This is a genomic window from Staphylococcus sp. ACRSN (assembly GCF_022346615.1).
Lineage (GTDB): Bacteria > Bacillota > Bacilli > Staphylococcales > Staphylococcaceae > Staphylococcus.
The window spans coordinates 209402-227374 of the sequence record NZ_JAKRNS010000004.1 but is presented as its reverse complement, the minus strand read 5'-3'; the positions used below and the strand labels follow the sequence as shown (position 1 = coordinate 227374).

General features: G+C 32.1%; 16 protein-coding genes and 2 pseudogenes. 7 read left to right on the top strand and 11 right to left on the bottom strand.

The annotated features are described in order from the left end of the window. The 4 genes and pseudogenes from MHZ36_RS05970 to MHZ36_RS05955 all read right to left on the bottom strand — a co-directional run. Positions 1-804: pseudogene (locus MHZ36_RS05970) on the bottom strand (GW dipeptide domain-containing protein); the annotation flags it as partial. A gap of 228 nt (positions 805-1032) precedes the next feature. Continuing rightward, a complete protein-coding gene (locus MHZ36_RS05965; protein WP_239230264.1) occupies positions 1033-1458 on the bottom strand; it encodes a GNAT family N-acetyltransferase in 426 nt (141 codons plus the stop codon). Between the two features lie 65 nt (positions 1459-1523). After that, on the bottom strand, positions 1524-1994 hold the full coding sequence (locus tag MHZ36_RS05960; RefSeq protein WP_239230263.1) for a DUF2538 family protein: 471 nt from the start codon (positions 1992-1994) through the stop codon (positions 1524-1526). A 22-nt stretch (positions 1995-2016) separates the two neighbouring features. Continuing rightward, positions 2017-3339 carry an LCP family protein gene (locus MHZ36_RS05955; protein ID WP_239230262.1) on the bottom strand — a complete coding sequence of 441 codons (1323 nt, stop codon included), beginning with the start codon at positions 3337-3339 and terminating at the stop codon, positions 2017-2019. A gap of 353 nt (positions 3340-3692) precedes the next feature. Here MHZ36_RS05955 and MHZ36_RS05950 point away from each other — a divergent pair, with 353 nt between their 5' ends. Together MHZ36_RS05950 and MHZ36_RS05945 are read left to right on the top strand one after the other, a co-directional pair. Beyond that, positions 3693-5351, top strand: a complete 1659-nt coding sequence (locus tag MHZ36_RS05950) for a phospho-sugar mutase (RefSeq protein WP_239230261.1) — start codon at positions 3693-3695, stop codon at positions 5349-5351. 20 nt (positions 5352-5371) lie between these two features. Further along, complete coding sequence (locus MHZ36_RS05945; protein WP_239230260.1) at positions 5372-6565, top strand: serine hydrolase domain-containing protein; 1194 nt, start codon at positions 5372-5374, stop codon at positions 6563-6565. A gap of 143 nt (positions 6566-6708) precedes the next feature. Here the strand turns inward: MHZ36_RS05945 and rihC are convergent, their stop codons facing one another. The 6 genes from rihC to MHZ36_RS05915 form a co-directional block, all read right to left on the bottom strand. Next, positions 6709-7620, bottom strand: a complete 912-nt coding sequence (gene rihC / locus MHZ36_RS05940; protein ID WP_239230259.1) for a ribonucleoside hydrolase RihC — start codon at positions 7618-7620, stop codon at positions 6709-6711. A gap of 133 nt (positions 7621-7753) precedes the next feature. Beyond that, entirely contained in the window at positions 7754-8044 is a 291-nt protein-coding gene (gene qoxD, locus MHZ36_RS05935; protein WP_042739864.1) for a cytochrome aa3 quinol oxidase subunit IV, read from the bottom strand. Beyond that, positions 8041-8646 (bottom strand): cytochrome aa3 quinol oxidase subunit III, encoded by a 606-nt coding sequence (gene qoxC / locus MHZ36_RS05930; protein ID WP_239230258.1) that lies wholly within the window; start codon positions 8644-8646, stop codon positions 8041-8043. The genes qoxD and qoxC overlap by 4 nt, the downstream gene beginning before the upstream one ends. Beyond that, on the bottom strand, positions 8636-10624 hold the full coding sequence (gene qoxB / locus MHZ36_RS05925) for a cytochrome aa3 quinol oxidase subunit I (RefSeq protein ID WP_239230257.1): 1989 nt from the start codon (positions 10622-10624) through the stop codon (positions 8636-8638). The genes qoxC and qoxB overlap by 11 nt, the downstream gene beginning before the upstream one ends. Then, complete coding sequence (gene qoxA, locus MHZ36_RS05920) at positions 10624-11745, bottom strand: cytochrome aa3 quinol oxidase subunit II (protein WP_239230255.1); 1122 nt, start codon at positions 11743-11745, stop codon at positions 10624-10626. Before qoxA ends, qoxB begins: the two co-directional genes overlap by 1 nt. Positions 11746-12008: 263 nt before the next feature. Continuing rightward, positions 12009-12326 (bottom strand): immunoglobulin-like domain-containing protein, encoded by a 318-nt coding sequence (locus tag MHZ36_RS05915; protein ID WP_239230253.1) that lies wholly within the window; start codon positions 12324-12326, stop codon positions 12009-12011. Between the two features lie 241 nt (positions 12327-12567). Between MHZ36_RS05915 and MHZ36_RS05910 the strand changes: the two genes are divergently transcribed. Further along, positions 12568-13713 carry a globin domain-containing protein gene (locus tag MHZ36_RS05910; RefSeq protein WP_239230252.1) on the top strand — a complete coding sequence of 382 codons (1146 nt, stop codon included), beginning with the start codon at positions 12568-12570 and terminating at the stop codon, positions 13711-13713. A gap of 517 nt (positions 13714-14230) precedes the next feature. Further along, a pseudogene (locus MHZ36_RS05905) lies at positions 14231-14521 on the top strand (transposase); the annotation flags it as partial. Between the two features lie 86 nt (positions 14522-14607). On the opposite strand, the gene folD reads toward MHZ36_RS05905, so the two are convergent. Continuing rightward, the gene (gene folD, locus MHZ36_RS05900) at positions 14608-15465 is read right to left on the bottom strand and encodes a bifunctional methylenetetrahydrofolate dehydrogenase/methenyltetrahydrofolate cyclohydrolase FolD (protein WP_239230251.1); all 858 of its coding nucleotides are present in this window, start codon (positions 15463-15465) and stop codon (positions 14608-14610) included. Between the two features lie 210 nt (positions 15466-15675). Between folD and purE the strand changes: the two genes are divergently transcribed. From purE to purC, 3 genes are read left to right on the top strand one after another with little or no spacing between them, the layout of a single operon-like run. Next, positions 15676-16158: a 5-(carboxyamino)imidazole ribonucleotide mutase gene (gene purE / locus MHZ36_RS05895; protein WP_239230250.1), complete on the top strand. Its 483-nt coding sequence runs from the start codon at positions 15676-15678 to the stop codon at positions 16156-16158. After that, positions 16145-17272: a 5-(carboxyamino)imidazole ribonucleotide synthase gene (gene purK / locus MHZ36_RS05890; RefSeq protein WP_239230249.1), complete on the top strand. Its 1128-nt coding sequence runs from the start codon at positions 16145-16147 to the stop codon at positions 17270-17272. The genes purE and purK overlap by 14 nt, the downstream gene beginning before the upstream one ends. Next, positions 17272-17973: a phosphoribosylaminoimidazolesuccinocarboxamide synthase gene (purC, locus tag MHZ36_RS05885; RefSeq protein WP_239230248.1), complete on the top strand. Its 702-nt coding sequence runs from the start codon at positions 17272-17274 to the stop codon at positions 17971-17973. The genes purK and purC overlap by 1 nt, the downstream gene beginning before the upstream one ends.

Sequence of the window (17973 nt, the reverse complement as noted above, 5' to 3'; positions counted from 1 at the left end):
ATCTTCAGAATCAGTATTATCTTGATTTGAACTGCTAGCATCTGAATTCACGTTTTCATTATTTGAAACATCCGTATTAGAAGCACTATCAGTGTTATCTTCAGATTTAACAGAATCAGAAAAAGATGTTTGTTGATTTGATGACACATCAGAATTTGAATCATCTTGCTTCACATCTTCAGAATCAGTATTATCTTGATTTGAACTGCTAGCATCTGAATTCACGTTTTCATTATTTGAAACATCCGTATTAGAAGCACTATCAGTGTTATCTTCAGATTTAACAGAATCAGAAGAAGATGTTTGTTGATTTGATGACACATCAGAATTTGAATCATCTTGTTTCATATCTTCAGAATCAGTATTATCTTGATTTGAACTGCTAGTATCTGAATTCACGTTTTCATTATTTGAAACATCCGTATTAGAAGCACTATCAGTGTTATCTTCGGATTCATCAGAATTTGAAGTTTCATTATTTGTGTATGTATTTGCTTCTTCAGTTGAATTGTTATTCAAGTCATCTAGATGGGCATCATAATTTGATACTTCCTCATCTTTAGATTTTACTTGTGTAGGGTCTTGGTAAGCTTGAGTACCAGAGATATTAGTAGTTGGTTTACTAATTTCTGATTGAATTTGCTGACCTTGTTGTTGAGTTTGCTCATCATTTAAAACATTTTTATTTTTAGTTTGATCTTGTGTATTCTCTGCTGCATGAGCATGATGAGTAGTTAAAGCAGTACCAGCAAAAGTAAGTGCTACAATTGAAGGTACCTTATAAGTAAACTTTTTATTAGCCATTAAACTGCCCCTTTAACAAAATTATTTAGTGCCATTATAATACGTCAAAGTTGTATGGTGTTTAAATTCATCATTTTGTAATATAAAATTAATCTTATTCTATATCGAGTAATTAAGAAATTCTTGGTTTAAGCGTTATAACGCTTAAAAATATAATTGTTATAAAATTACACCACGTTAAATATTACAAAAGATAAATGAACTTTAAATACATTTCTATAATAAACTTTAATTTATGTACTTTTTCATAGCGATATGTTCTATTTTTTCTTCTAAAAATATATCACCAACTGCTATATAATTTAATGATTCGTAAAATGGTCGTGCATGGCACTGTGCATTGAGCTTTAAAGTGCTGAAACCTTTACTTTGAGCAAAGGTTTCGATTGCTTTCATCAATGCTTTACCATACCCTTTGTTACGGTGATTTTTTAATATAGCCACGCGTTCAATTTTTGCATCATTATCAACGTTACGAAAGCGTGCTGTTGCAAAAGGTAAACCGTGTTGATCATATCCAACTATATGGGTAGCTATTGATTCAAAAGAATCTATTTCATTTTGGAGAGGGACACCTTGTTCTTCGACAAAAACTTTTTTTCGAATCATTAATGCATCATTCATCATTTTCTCATTTTCAACGATTTTAAACATAATTATTTACCTCACATTTTTTGTAATTAAAAACTACCCTAACGCTAACGATAGGGTAGTTAAACTTACTGTGCTTCTTTTCTTATAATTGCAGTGTATTGCCAAAAGATTCTCATCTGAGCAATATTCCAGTTATTCATACCCATAGTAAAACCAGATGGCTTGAACAATTGGACATCAGTAACTTCTAAAGCAGCTGCGATTAAATATTGAATAGGTATACTGATTTGTTTCATTGTTTCAGTAATACCATTTTGGTCATATACCCAAGTGAAGGGTAATTCAGATTCAAATACGTCTACTTTATCAAATATTTCTGGAAGAGCAACAATGTAACAAGCGCCGTCAACTACTGGATTTACATCACTATCTTTATAGTAAATGCGCAATGCTTCGTAGTTTTCACGATGCTCATGGTTTACATAGAAAAATTCATTTCTAAATAATGCCATATCTTTACTATGAATCAGTTGCTGTTCTAATACATTGAACATGCCATGAACATGGGCAAGTTTTTCATATGTTTTTCGTGACATAATTTGAGCTCCTTTCTACAGATTAATATTGGTTAGTTGGTGCGTCAGCATTTGGAGGTTGTTGTGTTGCATCTGTTGATGGTGCTTGTTGTTGATTCATATCATTCTCCTGCTGATTTATATCATTTTGTTGTTGATCATTGTTTTGTTGTGAATTTGTTTGATCTTGATTTGAATCGTATTGTTGATTTGAATTATCTTGTGACGAATCTGATGATTCTGTTGAGTTATCTTGATTACCTGATGAAGAAGATTGGTTATCCTCAGCTTCTTCATTATTATCATCCGAACTGTCATTTTGATTTTTTCTTAATAGGCTTTTATCAATTTCTGTCTGTGGTACGAGTGTACCATAAAATTCTTGGACACGTTGATTTAAAAAGTCATCTTTATCATTAATTTTTGATAAATTTAAATCTTTACGCAATAGATTTGAAGTACTCATTATGCTTTTTAAATCTGGATTGTAATAGTAGATACCATCTAAGTAATCATCTTCGCCTTTTAGCTGTTTGCTCTTTATTTCAATATCATTTTGGAGATATTTAGTAGCGAGTGCTTTTACTTCTTTAGAATTAAAATTATGTTTGGAATTTTTACCTACTATTTGTATAACATCATCTAATTTATCGAATGAATCTAATTTTTGTGCTTTTGCAAATAGTACCTTAAGTAAATCCATTTGTCTTTGACCACGTTTTAAATCGGAGTCTTGGTGTCTTGTTCTAGCTACTGCAAGCGCCTGATCACCATTCAATTTTTGGTAACCTTTCTTAACTTTAATTTTTCCAGTATCATCTGTGTTTGGCTCATTAATATCGTAAGGAACTTTGTAATAAATGCCGCCAAGTTCATTAACCGCATCAACAAATGCTTCCATATTAATTCTTACATAATAATCAACTGGAACATTTAATGTCGCTTCTACAGAATCCATAGAAGCAGTAGGACCGCCGTACGCGTGGGCATGTGTAATTTTATCGTAGAATCCTACTTTTGGAATATAACTAATAGTGTCTCGAGGAATGCTAAGCATTCTAATTTGATTTTTATCTGCATTAAATGTAGATAAAATCATTGCGTCTGTTCTTGAATGTTCAGTAGTTTGCCCGTTTTTTTCACGTCCACTATTTTCATCAATACCTAAAAATAAGATAGAAACAGGATCTTTTGAAGGATTAACTTTTTCGCCACGAATATTTGATTGGCGTGAAGCATCTCCATTATTAAATGAATTTTCAAAAGCACCTTGAGATGATTTAAATAGAATAACAGCAAAAATTACAGGAACAACTACAAGAATCAAAGATAGAAATATTAAAAAATATTTAAAAATTTTATTCATGTTTGAAGCTCCCCATGCATATGATTTTGTACATATTACTATATTTTTTATGAAAGTTATAGTTCTTTTTAACTTTGTAAAATTTTTGTAAAGAAGAAAATGTACTATAACTTATAATTTTATTACTAACATAAAAAAATATCAACTAAGATATAGTAGTGAATTCTATAAATTTGTATAAATGATATAAATGAAGGGTGAATATTTGTTTTGTACAATATAAACAAAGAGAATATAGATTGTTGCTACATGTTTAAAATGATTTCTTTAAAGACATGCGATATAATGAAAAGTATATTAATTTTAAACAATTACTAAACCTTGTGTTAAATATATAAGGAGGAACATAAAGAATGAAACAACAATGGTTCGATAAGTTAGATGAGAGTTTGGTTAAATCATTTTACGATGAACAAACTCAAGAAGAGAAAGATGCCGCATTTGAAGGTGAATTAACTTTCGGGACTGCCGGTATTAGAAGTACATTTGGTCTAGGTCCCGCAAGACTTAATGCTTTTACAGTTAGAAAGGTTGCATTAGGACTTGCACAATATTTAAATAATAAAAAAAGTAAAGCAAATGTTGTGATTCATTTTGATACAAGATTATTATCGAAGGAATTTTCACAAGAAATGGCCGGTGTATTAGTACAAAATGGAATAACACCAATATTATCAGATAGTTATAAATCTACACCTGAATTATCTTTTGCAGTAAGACATTTAAAAGCAGATGCTGGTGTGATGATTACCGCAAGTCATAATCCTAAAAATTATAATGGCATCAAAATTTATGATGAAAAGGGAGGACAATTATTACCTGATGATTCGGACACATTAAGTTCATACATAAATAGTATAAATTCACCGCTTGATATTAAAAAAGGGGATTTTGAAAGTTTAGTTCAAAATGAGAAAATACTATATATAAACCAATCATTAACAGAAGCTTATAAAAACAAAGTAAAACAACTTGTAGGTTCAATAGACATTAAAGACTCTAAAGTTGTTTTAACTAGTTTGCATGGTACAAGTTTACCGGTTGTATCAGAAATATTGTCTGAACTTAATTATAATAATTATGTTGTTGAATCAGAGCAATCATTACCTGATGGTAATTTTCCAACAGTTGCAATTGCAAACCCAGAGGAAGAAGCGGTATTTGAACGCGGTTTAATACTGGCAAATGAAACAGATGCACAACTAGTCATTGCTACTGATCCTGATGCAGACAGACTTGGTTTTATTGAACGATATGACAACCATAACTATCGATATTTTAACGGAAATGAAATTGGTTTATTATTAATGAAGTTGAGATTCCAAGATTTGGTAGATTCAAATAAACCATCTTATATTATTAAATCAATTGTGACGAGCGAGTTAGCTGAACGTTTAGCATTAGCATTAGATGTAGAAGTTAATAACGTATTAACTGGGTTTAAGTACATTTCAAATTTACTAGAAGAAAAGGAACAATTAAATGAGCAACAGTTGTTATTAGCGTTTGAAGAAAGTCATGGTTATTTAGCACAAACCATTTCTCGCGATAAAGATGCAATACAAATTGTTCCGTTACTCATTAAATATAAAAATTTGTTAGCAAATAATGGTTTAACATTAAAGGATGAACTTGAGGATATTTATAAAAATATCGGTGCGTTCAAAGATAAAACGTTAGCACCTTCATTTGAAGGATCAGAAGGCGTCACAAAAATAAACCGTATAATGGAACAATTTAGAAATAAAGAAATTACAACATTATGTAATTTAAAAGTAAAGAAAATCGAAGACTATGAAACGGGTATTGTACAAAATATTGAAGATGGTACTTCCGACAAACTATCATTACCAAACGCTAATCTAATAAGATTTATTTTTGATGAAGGTTTTATTGCACTAAGACCATCAGGTACTGAACCGAAAATGAAAGTATATTTCTCATTGAACGTAAATGATATAACTACATTTTCTAATGAATTTGTAAGTGAATATATTGATTCAATGAAATAGTATGAGCAGAGGCAACAAGAATGACATCAAAAGAATTGATACGCATACTAGTGTTATTAACTTTGATTATAGCGATATGCATACTAGCAACCTATACTACAATACAAGTGTTTCAACAACAAAACAATTCAGCCAGAGAACGCTTGAATAAAATGGAAGAAATGCCTTTCAAAAAAGCTCATATGAAAATGCCAACAATAGTGAATGATAATCCTGAAATTAAGGAAATTGATAACTATTTAAAGGAAACAAATTATAATGGTACTGCGACAATATTAGATAATGGTAAGTTAAAGTTAAATAAAGGTTATGGTTATAAAGATTTTTCAAAAAAAGAACTGAACACACCAGATACAATGTATCTCATTGGTTCAGTTCAAAAATTGACCACTGGCTTGATAATAAAACAATTAGAACAAGCAAAAGCAATTGACACCTCAAAACCGATTACTAAATATATTCCTTGGTTTGAAACGGAATTACCAATAACTGTGGAGCAACTTATCTTTCATAAGAGTGGTTTGGTAAAATACAAACCTAGTACTAAATATAAAGACTTAAAAGAAGCTGTTCAAGGTATACAAAAACAAGGAATTGATAAAAATTTTCACGACATTTATCGGTATAATGATGCGAATTATTTAGTTCTTGCGCAAATAATTGAGCAAGTGACCGGAAAGTCTTTTGAGCAAAATTTTGACCAAAGGATTATAGAACCATTTAATCTTGAACATACTGCCTTTTATAACAATAAAGAATTAAGCAGTTTTATGGCAACCGGATATAAACTTCAACAAGATAATGAACAACCAACGGCGCAGCAACCAAAATATTTATATCATTATTATGGTGCTGGAAATCTATATATGACTCCTTTAGATATGGGCAAATTAATTTATAGTTTACAAAATAATAAATTGTTTTCAAAAAAAGTAACAGAACCATTCATTCATGAAAGTTATACTAAAAAATATCCTTTACCATATAGATATGGATTTTATACTTTTGCAGATAAAAATAGAGTGAATGGTAAGTTCTTTGGCCATACATTTACAGTATATTTTAATAATCGTTATATTATCATTTTAGGATCTAACTATGAGCCTTTTGATTTTAAAAATGAAAATAGTTTAGAATATATCTATAAAAATATATTAAATCAAATAGGAACTTATAATGAGGTAGGGGTGTCTTATAGTAAAAGTGACAATTGATTTTTTATGAACTTCAAATTTCATAGCAATTGTGTTTTGTTTTAAAATTAATAACGTAGCCTGGTAACTTATTTTTAAATATTATTAGCCCTTAAATGAACTATAAAATTCATTTAAGGGCTTTTTTGTATCTAAAATCAGATTTAAATACAATGTTTTAGTGAATCTAAAAATAGTTTTTTAAACACTTCGGAATCAATTGATAAAACAACATCACAATTTGGTTGAGGGGATTTGAAATCTGTTACTGTTGCGCCTTTAGTTAGTAATCCACTGGTTTCAATTTGAACATTTGCAGACGCTACAACAAATGAATCGGGATGGAGTAGATATAAAATTGTATAAGCATCATAAACATTAGTTCCTTTTTCAAAATCATCTCCACGATAATGCTTAAATAATTGATGTAACATTTTTCCTGTCTGATTTAATGTGTTTAGTTCATCGACAGTTTCATGACTTAAAGTAGAACTTCTTGCTACATCTAACCCAACCATTGTAATAGTTAAATCTGAATTAAACACAATTTGTGCAGCTTCAGGATCGCAAAATATATTAAATTCAGCTAACGGTGTCACATTTCCACGACCAGCGCTTCCACCCATTAGTATGATTTTATCAATGTTACGTTTAGCTTCAGGATATAAGGTGAGTAATAATGCAATATTTGTTAGGGGACCGATAGGTATAATTGTAATGGGTACTTCACTTTTTAATAAAATAGATTTCATAGCTTCTACTGCATGTATATTACTTAATTCAGATTGATCAACCGTAGGAAAATTAAAGCCATTCATCCCAGATTCGCCATGAACGACACTAGCATCAACAATGTCAGTCAAGAGTGGTTGAGCAGCTCCCTTATAGATAGGAACATCACTATTGAAAAACTGTTTGAGTTTTAATGCGTTAGCAGTTGTTTTATCTATATTAACATTACCATTAACAGTACTAATCATCTTCACATCTAGCGCAGGGTGATTGAGCGCGATACTAATGGCTGCTGCATCGTCAATACCTGGGTCTGTATCAATAATTATGGGGTGTTTATTCATTATAAATAGCCTCCTAGAATTAAATTTAATTCATATAATATTATTTTACTATGAAATCAACTTTGAATGTTGTTGAACAAACTAAATTATAGAAATAAAAAAAGACTTCTCCGGAGAGAAGTCTATTATTGGATTATAAGTGACTTGAGTGTCCACCTTGCATAACCCAATACGTACCAATAACAGTGATTAAAGTAATGATAATTGCAAACACTACTTTGAATCCTTGAACGTTACCGTCTTTACCTTCAGTTAAGTGCATGAACATTAATAATTGAACTGCTGCTTGTATGAAAGCAAAACCGAAAATAATTGTAATCTTAGCGTTTAATGACATTGAAGTATACAATGTTACGAATATTGCTAAGATAGTTAGAACGATAGAAGCGATAAAGCCTACAGTGTGTTTTACTATTGTATTCATCCGCTATACACCATCCCTATCATATATACGGCAGTGAAGATGAAAATCCATACAACATCTAAAAAGTGCCAGTATAAACTTACTATAAATAATTTAGGAGCATTATCTTTATTTAATCCTCGTGTAGCAATTTGGATTAATAAACATGTAATCCAAACAATACCTAATGATACGTGGGCACCATGTGTTCCTAATAGAATAAAGAAGCTAGACCAATAAGAACCAATAGTAGGATTAACACCTTCATGTGCATAGTGAGCAAACTCATAAATTTCAAAGCCTACGAACACTACACCAAGTAAAACAGTGATAATCATCCAAATCATCATTAATTTTTGTTTCTCTAATCTCATGTAGTAAATTGCAATACCACAAGTATAAGAACTGATTAATAATGCAAATGTCATTATTAATACAAGTGGTAATTCAAATAACTCAGTAGTCATTTTACCAGCATAATCGCCACCATGTTGTAATGTCAGTAAAGCTGCAAATAACGTACCAAATAATGAGAATTCTGCTGTAAGGAAAATCCAGAAGCCAAGTTTATTCATATTACCTTCATGCGAACGAGAATCAATTGTGTTTGCATCATGACTCATGACTTACAGCCTCCCTTTCTTTTATACGTGCTTCACGTAAACGTTTTTCTGTTTCAGCAACTTCTTCTGCATGGATATGATAACCATGATCAACTTGGAAACTGCGGTAAATCATTGTACCGAAGATACCAATTAAGCATAGAATTGCTGGAATGATTGTTTCAAATATTAAGAAGAAACCACCAATCGTCATGAAAATACCCATCCATAAACCAACAGCTGTGTTGTTAGGCATATGAATATCTTTGTAGTTATGGTTATCTAAATAATGACGACCGTGTTCTTTCATATCAACAAATGTATCATAATCGTTCCAATCTGGAGTGATTGCAAAGTTGTATTTAGGTGGCATTGCTGATGCAGTTGACCACTCTAATGTACGTCCTAGACCATCCCAGTTATCACCAGTAGCTTCACGTGGTGATTTGAAGAAACTATATACAATACTTGCTACTAAGAACATGAAGCCTAATGCCATTAATAGGGCACCGATTGTTGAGATCACGTTTAGTAACCACCAACCATCTTCTGGCATATAAGTGTATAAACGACGAGGCATACCATCTAATCCAAGTACGAATTGTGGTAAGAAACAAACGTTAAATCCGATTATGAATAACCAGAAACACCATTTATTTAAAGTTTCGTTTAATTTATAACCAGTCATCTTAGGATACCAGAAGATTAAAGCACCAAGACAAGCAAATACAACACCAGTTACTAATGTATAGTGGAAATGTGCCACTAAGAAGTAAGTATTGTGATATTGATAGTCTGCTGCAGCCATCGCTAACATTACACCAGTAACCCCACCTAATAAGAAGTTAGGAATAAAGGCTAGTGAAAATAGCATTGGCGATTCAAAAGTAATTCGACCTTGGTATAACGTGAACAACCAGTTGAATAATTTAACACCAGTAGGTATACCAATTAACATTGTTGTAATTGAGAAGAATGAGTTGATTAAAGCACCATTACCCATTGTGAAGAAATGGTGAACCCAAACTAAGAAACTTAAGAATGCAATACCTGCAGTCGCCCACACCATACTTTGATGTCCGAATAAACGTTTACGAGCGAAAGTAGGAATAATTTCAGAATAAATCCCGAATGCTGGCAGGATAACGATATATACTTCGGGGTGCCCCCATACCCAGAAGAAGTTAGCCCATAGCATTGGCATACCACCATCAGCGACAGTAAAGAATGCTGTTCCAAAAATTCTATCAGTCGTGAATAATGCTAACGCAACAGTTAATACTGGGAAAGCCAAGATTACGATCAATGCTGTGATGAATGTTGTCACAGTGAACATTGGCATTTCCATAAATTTCATTGTAGGTGATTTACATCTAAGTATAGTAACAAAGAAGTTAATACCTGTCATCAGCGTTCCGATACCAGAAATCTGAATTGCTATTAAATAATAGTTAACTCCAGGTCCTGGACTAAATTCTCCGGCAAGCGGTGCATAGTTTGTCCAACCAGCAGCAGGTGATCCACCTACGATAAATGATAGGTTGAATAAAATCATACCCGCGAAGAATAACCAGAAACTAATACTGTTAAGTACAGGGAATGCAACATCGCGTGCACCAATTTGTAATGGTACAACTACGTTCCATAAACCAAATATGAAAGGCATTGCCATGAAGATAATCATGATAACACCGTGTGTACTGAAAATTTCGTTATAGTGGTTTGATTCTAAGAATTTGTTATCTGGAATTGTTAATTGAGCACGAATAAGTAACGCGTCAATACCACCACGTACGAACATTAATACAGCACAGATTAAGTACATAGCCCCAATCTTTTTATGGTCGACAGATGTGAACCATTCTCTGTAAAGATATTTCCATAATTTGAAGTAAGTAATTACTGCAATCACTCCGATAACTGCAAATGGCGCACCAATTTGTGCCATTGTAATCATCCAGTTACCATGAACGATCAATTGATCCCATGGAAAATTCATTAATGTCCACCTCCATGCTCTTGATCTTTGTTCTCAATTTTAGATGCTTCTTTATCTTTAGCACCTTTAGAGATTTTTTCCATTTCGTCCATATTATGTGATTCATCATTCTTGAATACACCGTTGTATGGATCTTTGTTACCTAATATCATGGCTTTCATACCATGACGTTCGTAGTTAGCGTTTGTAATTTGCGGTTTACGTGCAGGTTGATCCGGTTTATCTAAAACATCTTCTGTAATTTGTTTTTCAGAGTTGAAGTTAGGATCTTTTTGAACGTAATTATAACGATCGAAAGCATAGAAAATATACTCAGGATCTGCAGCAGGATCAACAAACGCCATGTGTGTACCACTGAAAGTTAAATTTTTATTTTCAGTAGTAGGTAAAAGTTGCTTATCAAATGTATCTTGATCTAATACTTTTTGACTTTTAGCATCTTTAACCCAATCCTTGAACTTGCTTTGACTTACTGAATGCACGTCAAATGTTTGACGAGAAAAACCTTCACCATTGAAGTTTGAGTTACGACCTCTGAATGTACCTTCCTTATCGGCAGTTAACGTCCAGTCCATTGTCATACCCGTCATCGCATATTTCTGACCACCCAATTGTGGTATCCAGAAACTTGTCATCATATCCATTGATTGGAGTTTGAAGATAACAGGGCGATTTTTCGGAATAGTTAAATGGTTAACCGTTTCAATCTTTTCTTCAGGATAACTAAAGAACCATTTATAACCAGCACTCGTAGCGTAAACAACAAGTGGGTCATCTTCTTTAGCAGGTGGTTTTTCATATTCGTAAAGTGATTTAACCGTTGGAATGGCTAAAGCAATTACGATAATTACAGGAACAATAAACCAAATTGTTTCAAGTAAAGAGTTGTGGTGCATTTTACCAGATTCAGATGTATTTCCCATTCTATATTTGAATAAGAAGACAGAGAACATGATAAGCACAGCGGCAATAATAACAAGCATGAAGATGATTGAATAGATAATCAAGAACTTCGAGTCACTTGCCATCGGCCCTTTTGGGTTTAAAACTTCTACATTGGAACAGCCACTAAGTAAAATTAGTGAGCCAAAGAGTAGAAGCAAAGACTTAAATTTTGACACTTTTTTGACCTCCTAATACTACAATTGTAGGGCTTACCATCAATTTTAAGATATTACGCAATATTTACAAGTCTTTCTGAAGAAAAAATTGTTGTAAAATTAAAACAGGCCCAACAGACTCAACGTCTGACGGGCATTTAAAGATTTGTTAAAATTATGTGTACATTTTGTGAAAAGTGCCATATTTTATAATAAGTTGTAATTTTTAATGTTTATTAGTGTGAATTGTTGGCAATTTAATAACGATTAGTTAATTTAGTTTTCTATTTAACTTCTATATAATGCGTGGATTTTCCAATACCACCATCTGAATCTTCTACTTTATAGACAACTTTATATTTGCCTGATTTAGTAGTGTCAATATCGCCATCAACCGTAATTTTATGAGTGAGGTCGCCATCTTCTTTGTCGTATGCACGTACACCTTCAAGTGGTTGATACGTTTCACCTTTATGTATAATAGTGTCTTTAGTTCCTTTTAGTTCTGGTATTGAATTGTCAGTAGCTTCTGCGCTTAAGTTAGGTGTAACAAGCGTTGCAGAAACACCTAATGCTGATAAAGACTGTAATAATTTGTTCATAACGCTAACCTCCGAATGAAAGCCATTGATTTATTTAACTTAACTATACTGTAATTACTTTTTAAAAACATCATACTATAGTCTTAATATACAGTAGGACTTTGAATTTAAATGGAATTTTCAATTAAAATTTAGTAAATTGAACGTTTTGTGAATTTTATCACATAAACCTTTCAAATTCAATTTTATTATACTAGACTAATTTATGAAAGAGAGATAATTTGATTGGGGAGTGTCAATGATGTTAACAGAAAAAGAAAAAGCAATAATCAAAGAAACAGTACCCGTGTTACAAGACAAAGGGACTGAAATAACGTCATTCTTTTATAAAAGAATGTTTAATGAGCACCCAGAACTTAAGAATATGTTTAACCAAACAAATCAAAAGAGAGGTTTGCAATCGACAGCATTAGCACAAAGTGTATTAGCTGCGGCACTAAACATTGAAGATTTGACTAGAATATTACCTGTAGTTAAAGAAATAGCATATAAGCATTGTGCATTACAGGTACCGCCTGCGGGATATGACATTGTTGGTGAAAATTTAATTGCTGCGATAGAACATGTATTGAGTTTAGAAAATGATAATCCTATAGTTCAAACATGGACGAAGGCATACGGTGAAATTGCGAATGTCTTTATAGCTGTTGAAAAGGAAATATATGAAAAAATGGCATGGAGTGGTTTTAAACCATTTGAAATTACTAAAATTGAACAAGTTACAGATAATATTAAGCTATTTACTGTAACATCTACTGAAATTGACTTGAGCCAATTTTTACCAGGGCAATATATTACAGTGGATGTAGAAAGTGAAAAATTACCGTATCGTGCAAAGCGTCACTATTCAATAGTAGAAGGTGGTAAGAGTGAGTTGAGTTTTGCGGTTAAACGTGATGTTACAGAGGAAAATATTGGTGAAGTATCAACAATTCTGCACGATGAGTTTAAAGTTGGAGATAAGATTGATCTTTCAGCACCCGTGGGCGAATTTACATTGAACAATGCTTCTAAACCACAACTATTTATCGGTTCTGGCATTGGTGTAACGCCATTAGTTCCAATGTTTAAACATATTGTCGAAGCACAAGGTGATGCGCAATTCATACAAAATACGGATGATATAGAGCAAATTCCTTTCCAAAATATGTTGTCAGAAATTGCAGCTACACAACCTAATGTATCTTATATTATTCATGATAAAAATAAAAATGGTTATATTGACAATTCTTATTTAAAACAATACATTTCGAATGAAACTGAAATTTATGTATGTGGTGGAACTGAATTCTTAAAATCAATTATAGGTGTATTGAAAGAATTAGATGTTCCTACAGAACGTGTTCATTTTGAATCATTTATACCAAAATTAAGCGTTGGCATATAATATATTTGAAATAATCAGTAACTTTCTTTAAAAATGATATATATTCTTAGAATATAAATTGTAAAAGTAATAAGTCTGGAGCATATATCCCAGAAAAATAGCACTCAGATGAAATTAATCGAATTTATCTGGGTGCTTCTTTATTATCAATATTTTATATTGTTAGCTCGCTTGCTTAGGGGACAGCTTCAGCCTGTAGTCTTCAGCTTGTCCTGTTCCCTCAAGCGTCTCGCTAAAATACGTTGTATTCATATGTAAATGCACATCAAAATACTAAAAAACAAGACGATTTCGTATAATTTAATAAACACTATTAAACTAAATTAATAAAGTGTCTTAAGTACTAATATTTTAATATGCTATTCAATATTTAATATTGTTAGCTCGCTTGCTTAGGAGCCAGCTTCAGTCTGTGGTCTTCAGCTTGTTTTGTTCTCTCAAGCGTCTCGCTAAAATACGTTGTATTTAGACATAGTATTACTTTAAAATGTTTTAAAAAAAGTGAAATTATAACTGAGAATATTTCAAAGCTTAGATTAATCAAAAACTTTAGCTATCAGAAATAAAAGAAATCTACAATAAACGAAAAAATTGATGTAGAGCATGTTTTGGATTTATGAAGGATATTTTGGGTTTCATTAGAATATCGATTCAAGGTATAAATAAAGTCAAAATAGAGCTTGGTTTTGTATTAATGACACTTAATATAAGAAAAGTAGTAGCTCAAGAAGCTAACCTTAAATAAAATAATATTAAAAAAAGCAATTTCTATATTATTTTAATAGAAATTGCTTTTTTATTTGTCTAAGAACTGTATGTCTCAGACGTTTTTTATAATTTACATGAGAAGATCAGCGATATTGAAAAATTAGTACTGATATCAATATTTAGAAATTATTCGATGCCTCTACGTAATTTTTCAGCTATTAAAGTATTATTTAGTACCATTGTAATCGTCATTGGGCCAACGCCTCCAGGTACAGGTGTAATTGCACCAGCAATCTCTTTTACTTCTTCATACTCTACGTCACCTTTTAATTTACCATTTTCATCAGGGGTATTACCAACATCTATAACTACAGCGCCTTCTTTGACATCGTCTTTTGTGACAAGTCCAGGTCTACCAACTGCACTGACAATAATATCAGCATTTTTCAAATGTTTATGCATGTCTTTTGTTCTTGAATGAAGTATTGTTACAGTCGCATTTTTTTGTAGCAATAATTTTGAAACCGGTTGTCCAACAATATGACTACGGCCAATAATTACTGCTTCTTTTCCTTCAATATCGATATCCGCGTGGTTTAATATTTCCATAATACCAAGTGGTGTACAAGGTACAAAAGTTTGTTCATCGATATAAAGTTTACCTATATTTTGTGGATGGAATCCATCGACATCTTTTTCAGGATTGATTGCTTCCAATACTTTTTGTTCGCTAACTTGTTTAGGCAATGGTACTTGAACTAAAATACCACTTACACTTTCATCTTCGTTTAAGCGTTTAAGTTCGCCTAACACTTCATCTTCTGTGGCTGTTTCGTCTAAATGTACGATTTCTGAAATCATACCAATTTTTTCTGCTGCTTTCTTCTTAGAATTAACATAGCTTTGGCTTGCACCATCATTACCAACAAGGATTACTGATAATTTAGGCGTGAACCCTTTAGCTTGTAGTGCTTCGACTTGATCTTTTAATCCTTGTCTATAATCTTTTGCAATTTGTTTTCCATCTAATATTTTTGCGACCATGTAAATATGTCCTCCTAAAATGTTTGAACTTAACTTCCTTAACTTTAACATAAAACGGTGCATAAATTTCAACCAAAAGACGTAGATTAATAATTTTTTTTGAACTAAAGTTCGATTTTTGATTGAAAAAGCATGGTTTAGTTGTTATGCTATATCTGTAATATACAACTATTAGCAGTATTATTTCAAATATCTGAAAGGGTGTTCAACTTGAAAGTGGTAGTCATTATGGGTAGTTCTTCTGATTGGGAAACAATGAAAGAGAGTTGCCAAATGTTAGATCAATTTGAAATACCGTATGATAAAAAAGTCGTATCTGCACATCGTACGCCTCAATTAATGTTTGAATTTTCAAAAGAAGCGAGAACAAATGGATACGACATTATTATTGCTGGTGCGGGTGGTGCTGCACATTTACCTGGTATGGTTGCGTCTATGACAACATTACCTGTGATAGGTGTTCCGATAGAGTCTAAAAGTCTAAAAGGTATGGATTCTTTATTATCAATTGTTCAAATGCCTGGTGGAATACCAGTAGCAACCACTGCAATTGGTAAAGCGGGTGCGAAAAATGCAGGAATACTTGCAGCAAGAATGTTAAGTATAAGTAATAAATCAATCCAAAAGAATTTGGAAAATTATGAAAAATCTCTAGTCGAGAAAGTGAGTGAAATGCAACATGACCTTCAATAAGCTAAAATTCGGCTCAACGATTGGTATTATAGGTGGAGGACAACTAGGAAAAATGATGGCGCAATCTGCTCAAAAAATGGGCTTTAAAGTTATTGTTTTAGATCCTGATGCTGATTGTCCTTGTCAACATGTTGCACATAGATTTATAAATGCAAACTATGACGATTTAAATGCTTTGGAAATGCTAGGCGAAGCATCGGACGTTATTACCTACGAATTTGAAAATATTTCAGCTCATCAACTACAAACATTAGTAAGAAAATATAATGTTCCTCAAGGTTATGAAGCAATCCAATTGTTACAAGATAGATTATCTGAAAAAGAAACTTTACAAGAAGCGGAGACTAAAATAGCGCCTTTTGTGAAGTTGACACATGAAAATGATATAACAAAAGCTGTTGCCGAAATTGGATATCCATTTATCGTGAAAACACGATTTGGAGGTTATGATGGCAAAGGACAAATTTTAGTTAGAGATGAAACGGATTTAGTTGAAGCGCAAACGCTAATAACCAATCAAGAATGTGTTGCAGAAAAGTACTTAGATCTATTTAAAGAGGTATCTTTAACAGTAACAATAGGAAATGACAACCAAATAACTTATTTCCCTTTACAAGAAAATGAACATCAAAATCAAATATTATTTAAAACTATAGTTCCGGCTCGTGTTGATAAAGAAAAGGAAGCACGAGAAGAAGTGAAAAAAATTATAAATCATATTCATTTTGTCGGTACATTTACAGTTGAATTTTTTATCGATACGGATAATAAACTATATGTAAATGAAATCGCACCTAGACCACATAATTCTGGACATTATTCAATAGAAGCTTGTGATTATTCTCAATTTGATACACATATTTTAGCAATTACAGGTCAAAAGTTACCTGAAACAATACAATTATTGAGACCAGCAATTATGATGAATTTATTAGGTAGAGATTTAGACATTTTAGAAGAACAGTTTTCAGAACATCCAGAATGGCATGTGCATATTTATGGTAAGAACGAACGTAAACCTGATAGAAAAATGGGTCATCTAACAGTGTTAACGGATGATATTAAACAACTAGAAAAAGACTTGCTACACAAATTTGAAGGGAGACATCACTAATGTCCTTGTTATATGAAGGAAAAGCGAAACGAATCTATTCAACTGAAACAGAAAATGTTTTAAGAGTTGAATATAAAGATGAAGTAACAGCAGGTAATGGTGCAAAAAAAGATTATATCGAAGGTAAAGGTCGACTCAATAACCAAATCACTTCAAGAATTTTTAATTACATTAAAAAAGAAAACATCGACAGTCATTTTATTGAGCAAATTTCTGAAACAGAACAACTTGTAGAATCTGTAGAAATTATTCCATTAGAAGTTGTGGTTCGTAATATCGCTGCTGGTTCAATTACTAAACGCTTGGGCTTTGAAAAAGGACATGATTTCGAACTACCATTAGTCGAATTTTTCTATAAAAATGATGATTTAAATGATCCTTTAATTACTGAAGATCATATTGAATTGTTAAATTTAGCAACAGAATCAGAGGTTCAGACGTTGAAAGAATCAGCTAAAGCAATTAATGCGAAATTAGTACAACTAATGGATGAAATGAATTTGAGATTAGTCGATTTTAAAATTGAGTTCGGACGAACTAAAGATGGACGCGTTATTCTTGCAGATGAAATTTCGCCGGATACTTGCCGAATTTGGGATAAAAATAGTGATACTAACTTTGACAAAGACGTTTATCGTGAAGACACTGGTTCAATTATCGAAACTTATCAAACATTTTTAAATAAACTGGAGGCATTATAA

What these genes read in the sequence shown, in the direction of transcription:
- MHZ36_RS05965 (WP_239230264.1), bottom strand. Translation starts at nt 1,458, where the DNA reads ATGTTTAAAATCGTTGAAAATGAGAAAATGATGAATGATGCATTAATG.
- MHZ36_RS05960 (WP_239230263.1), bottom strand. Translation starts at nt 1,994, where the DNA reads ATGTCACGAAAAACATATGAAAAACTTGCCCATGTTCATGGCATGTTC.
- MHZ36_RS05955 (WP_239230262.1), bottom strand. Translation starts at nt 3,339, where the DNA reads ATGAATAAAATTTTTAAATATTTTTTAATATTTCTATCTTTGATTCTT.
- MHZ36_RS05950 (WP_239230261.1), top strand. Translation starts at nt 3,693, where the DNA reads ATGAAACAACAATGGTTCGATAAGTTAGATGAGAGTTTGGTTAAATCA.
- MHZ36_RS05945 (WP_239230260.1), top strand. Translation starts at nt 5,372, where the DNA reads ATGACATCAAAAGAATTGATACGCATACTAGTGTTATTAACTTTGATT.
- rihC (WP_239230259.1), bottom strand. Translation starts at nt 7,620, where the DNA reads ATGAATAAACACCCCATAATTATTGATACAGACCCAGGTATTGACGAT.
- qoxD (WP_042739864.1), bottom strand. Translation starts at nt 8,044, where the DNA reads ATGAATACAATAGTAAAACACACTGTAGGCTTTATCGCTTCTATCGTT.
- qoxC (WP_239230258.1), bottom strand. Translation starts at nt 8,646, where the DNA reads ATGAGTCATGATGCAAACACAATTGATTCTCGTTCGCATGAAGGTAAT.
- qoxB (WP_239230257.1), bottom strand. Translation starts at nt 10,624, where the DNA reads ATGAATTTTCCATGGGATCAATTGATCGTTCATGGTAACTGGATGATT.
- MHZ36_RS05915 (WP_239230253.1), bottom strand. Translation starts at nt 12,326, where the DNA reads ATGAACAAATTATTACAGTCTTTATCAGCATTAGGTGTTTCTGCAACG.
- MHZ36_RS05910 (WP_239230252.1), top strand. Translation starts at nt 12,568, where the DNA reads ATGTTAACAGAAAAAGAAAAAGCAATAATCAAAGAAACAGTACCCGTG.
- folD (WP_239230251.1), bottom strand. Translation starts at nt 15,465, where the DNA reads ATGGTCGCAAAAATATTAGATGGAAAACAAATTGCAAAAGATTATAGA.
- purK (WP_239230249.1), top strand. Translation starts at nt 16,145, where the DNA reads ATGACCTTCAATAAGCTAAAATTCGGCTCAACGATTGGTATTATAGGT.
- purC (WP_239230248.1), top strand. Translation starts at nt 17,272, where the DNA reads ATGTCCTTGTTATATGAAGGAAAAGCGAAACGAATCTATTCAACTGAA.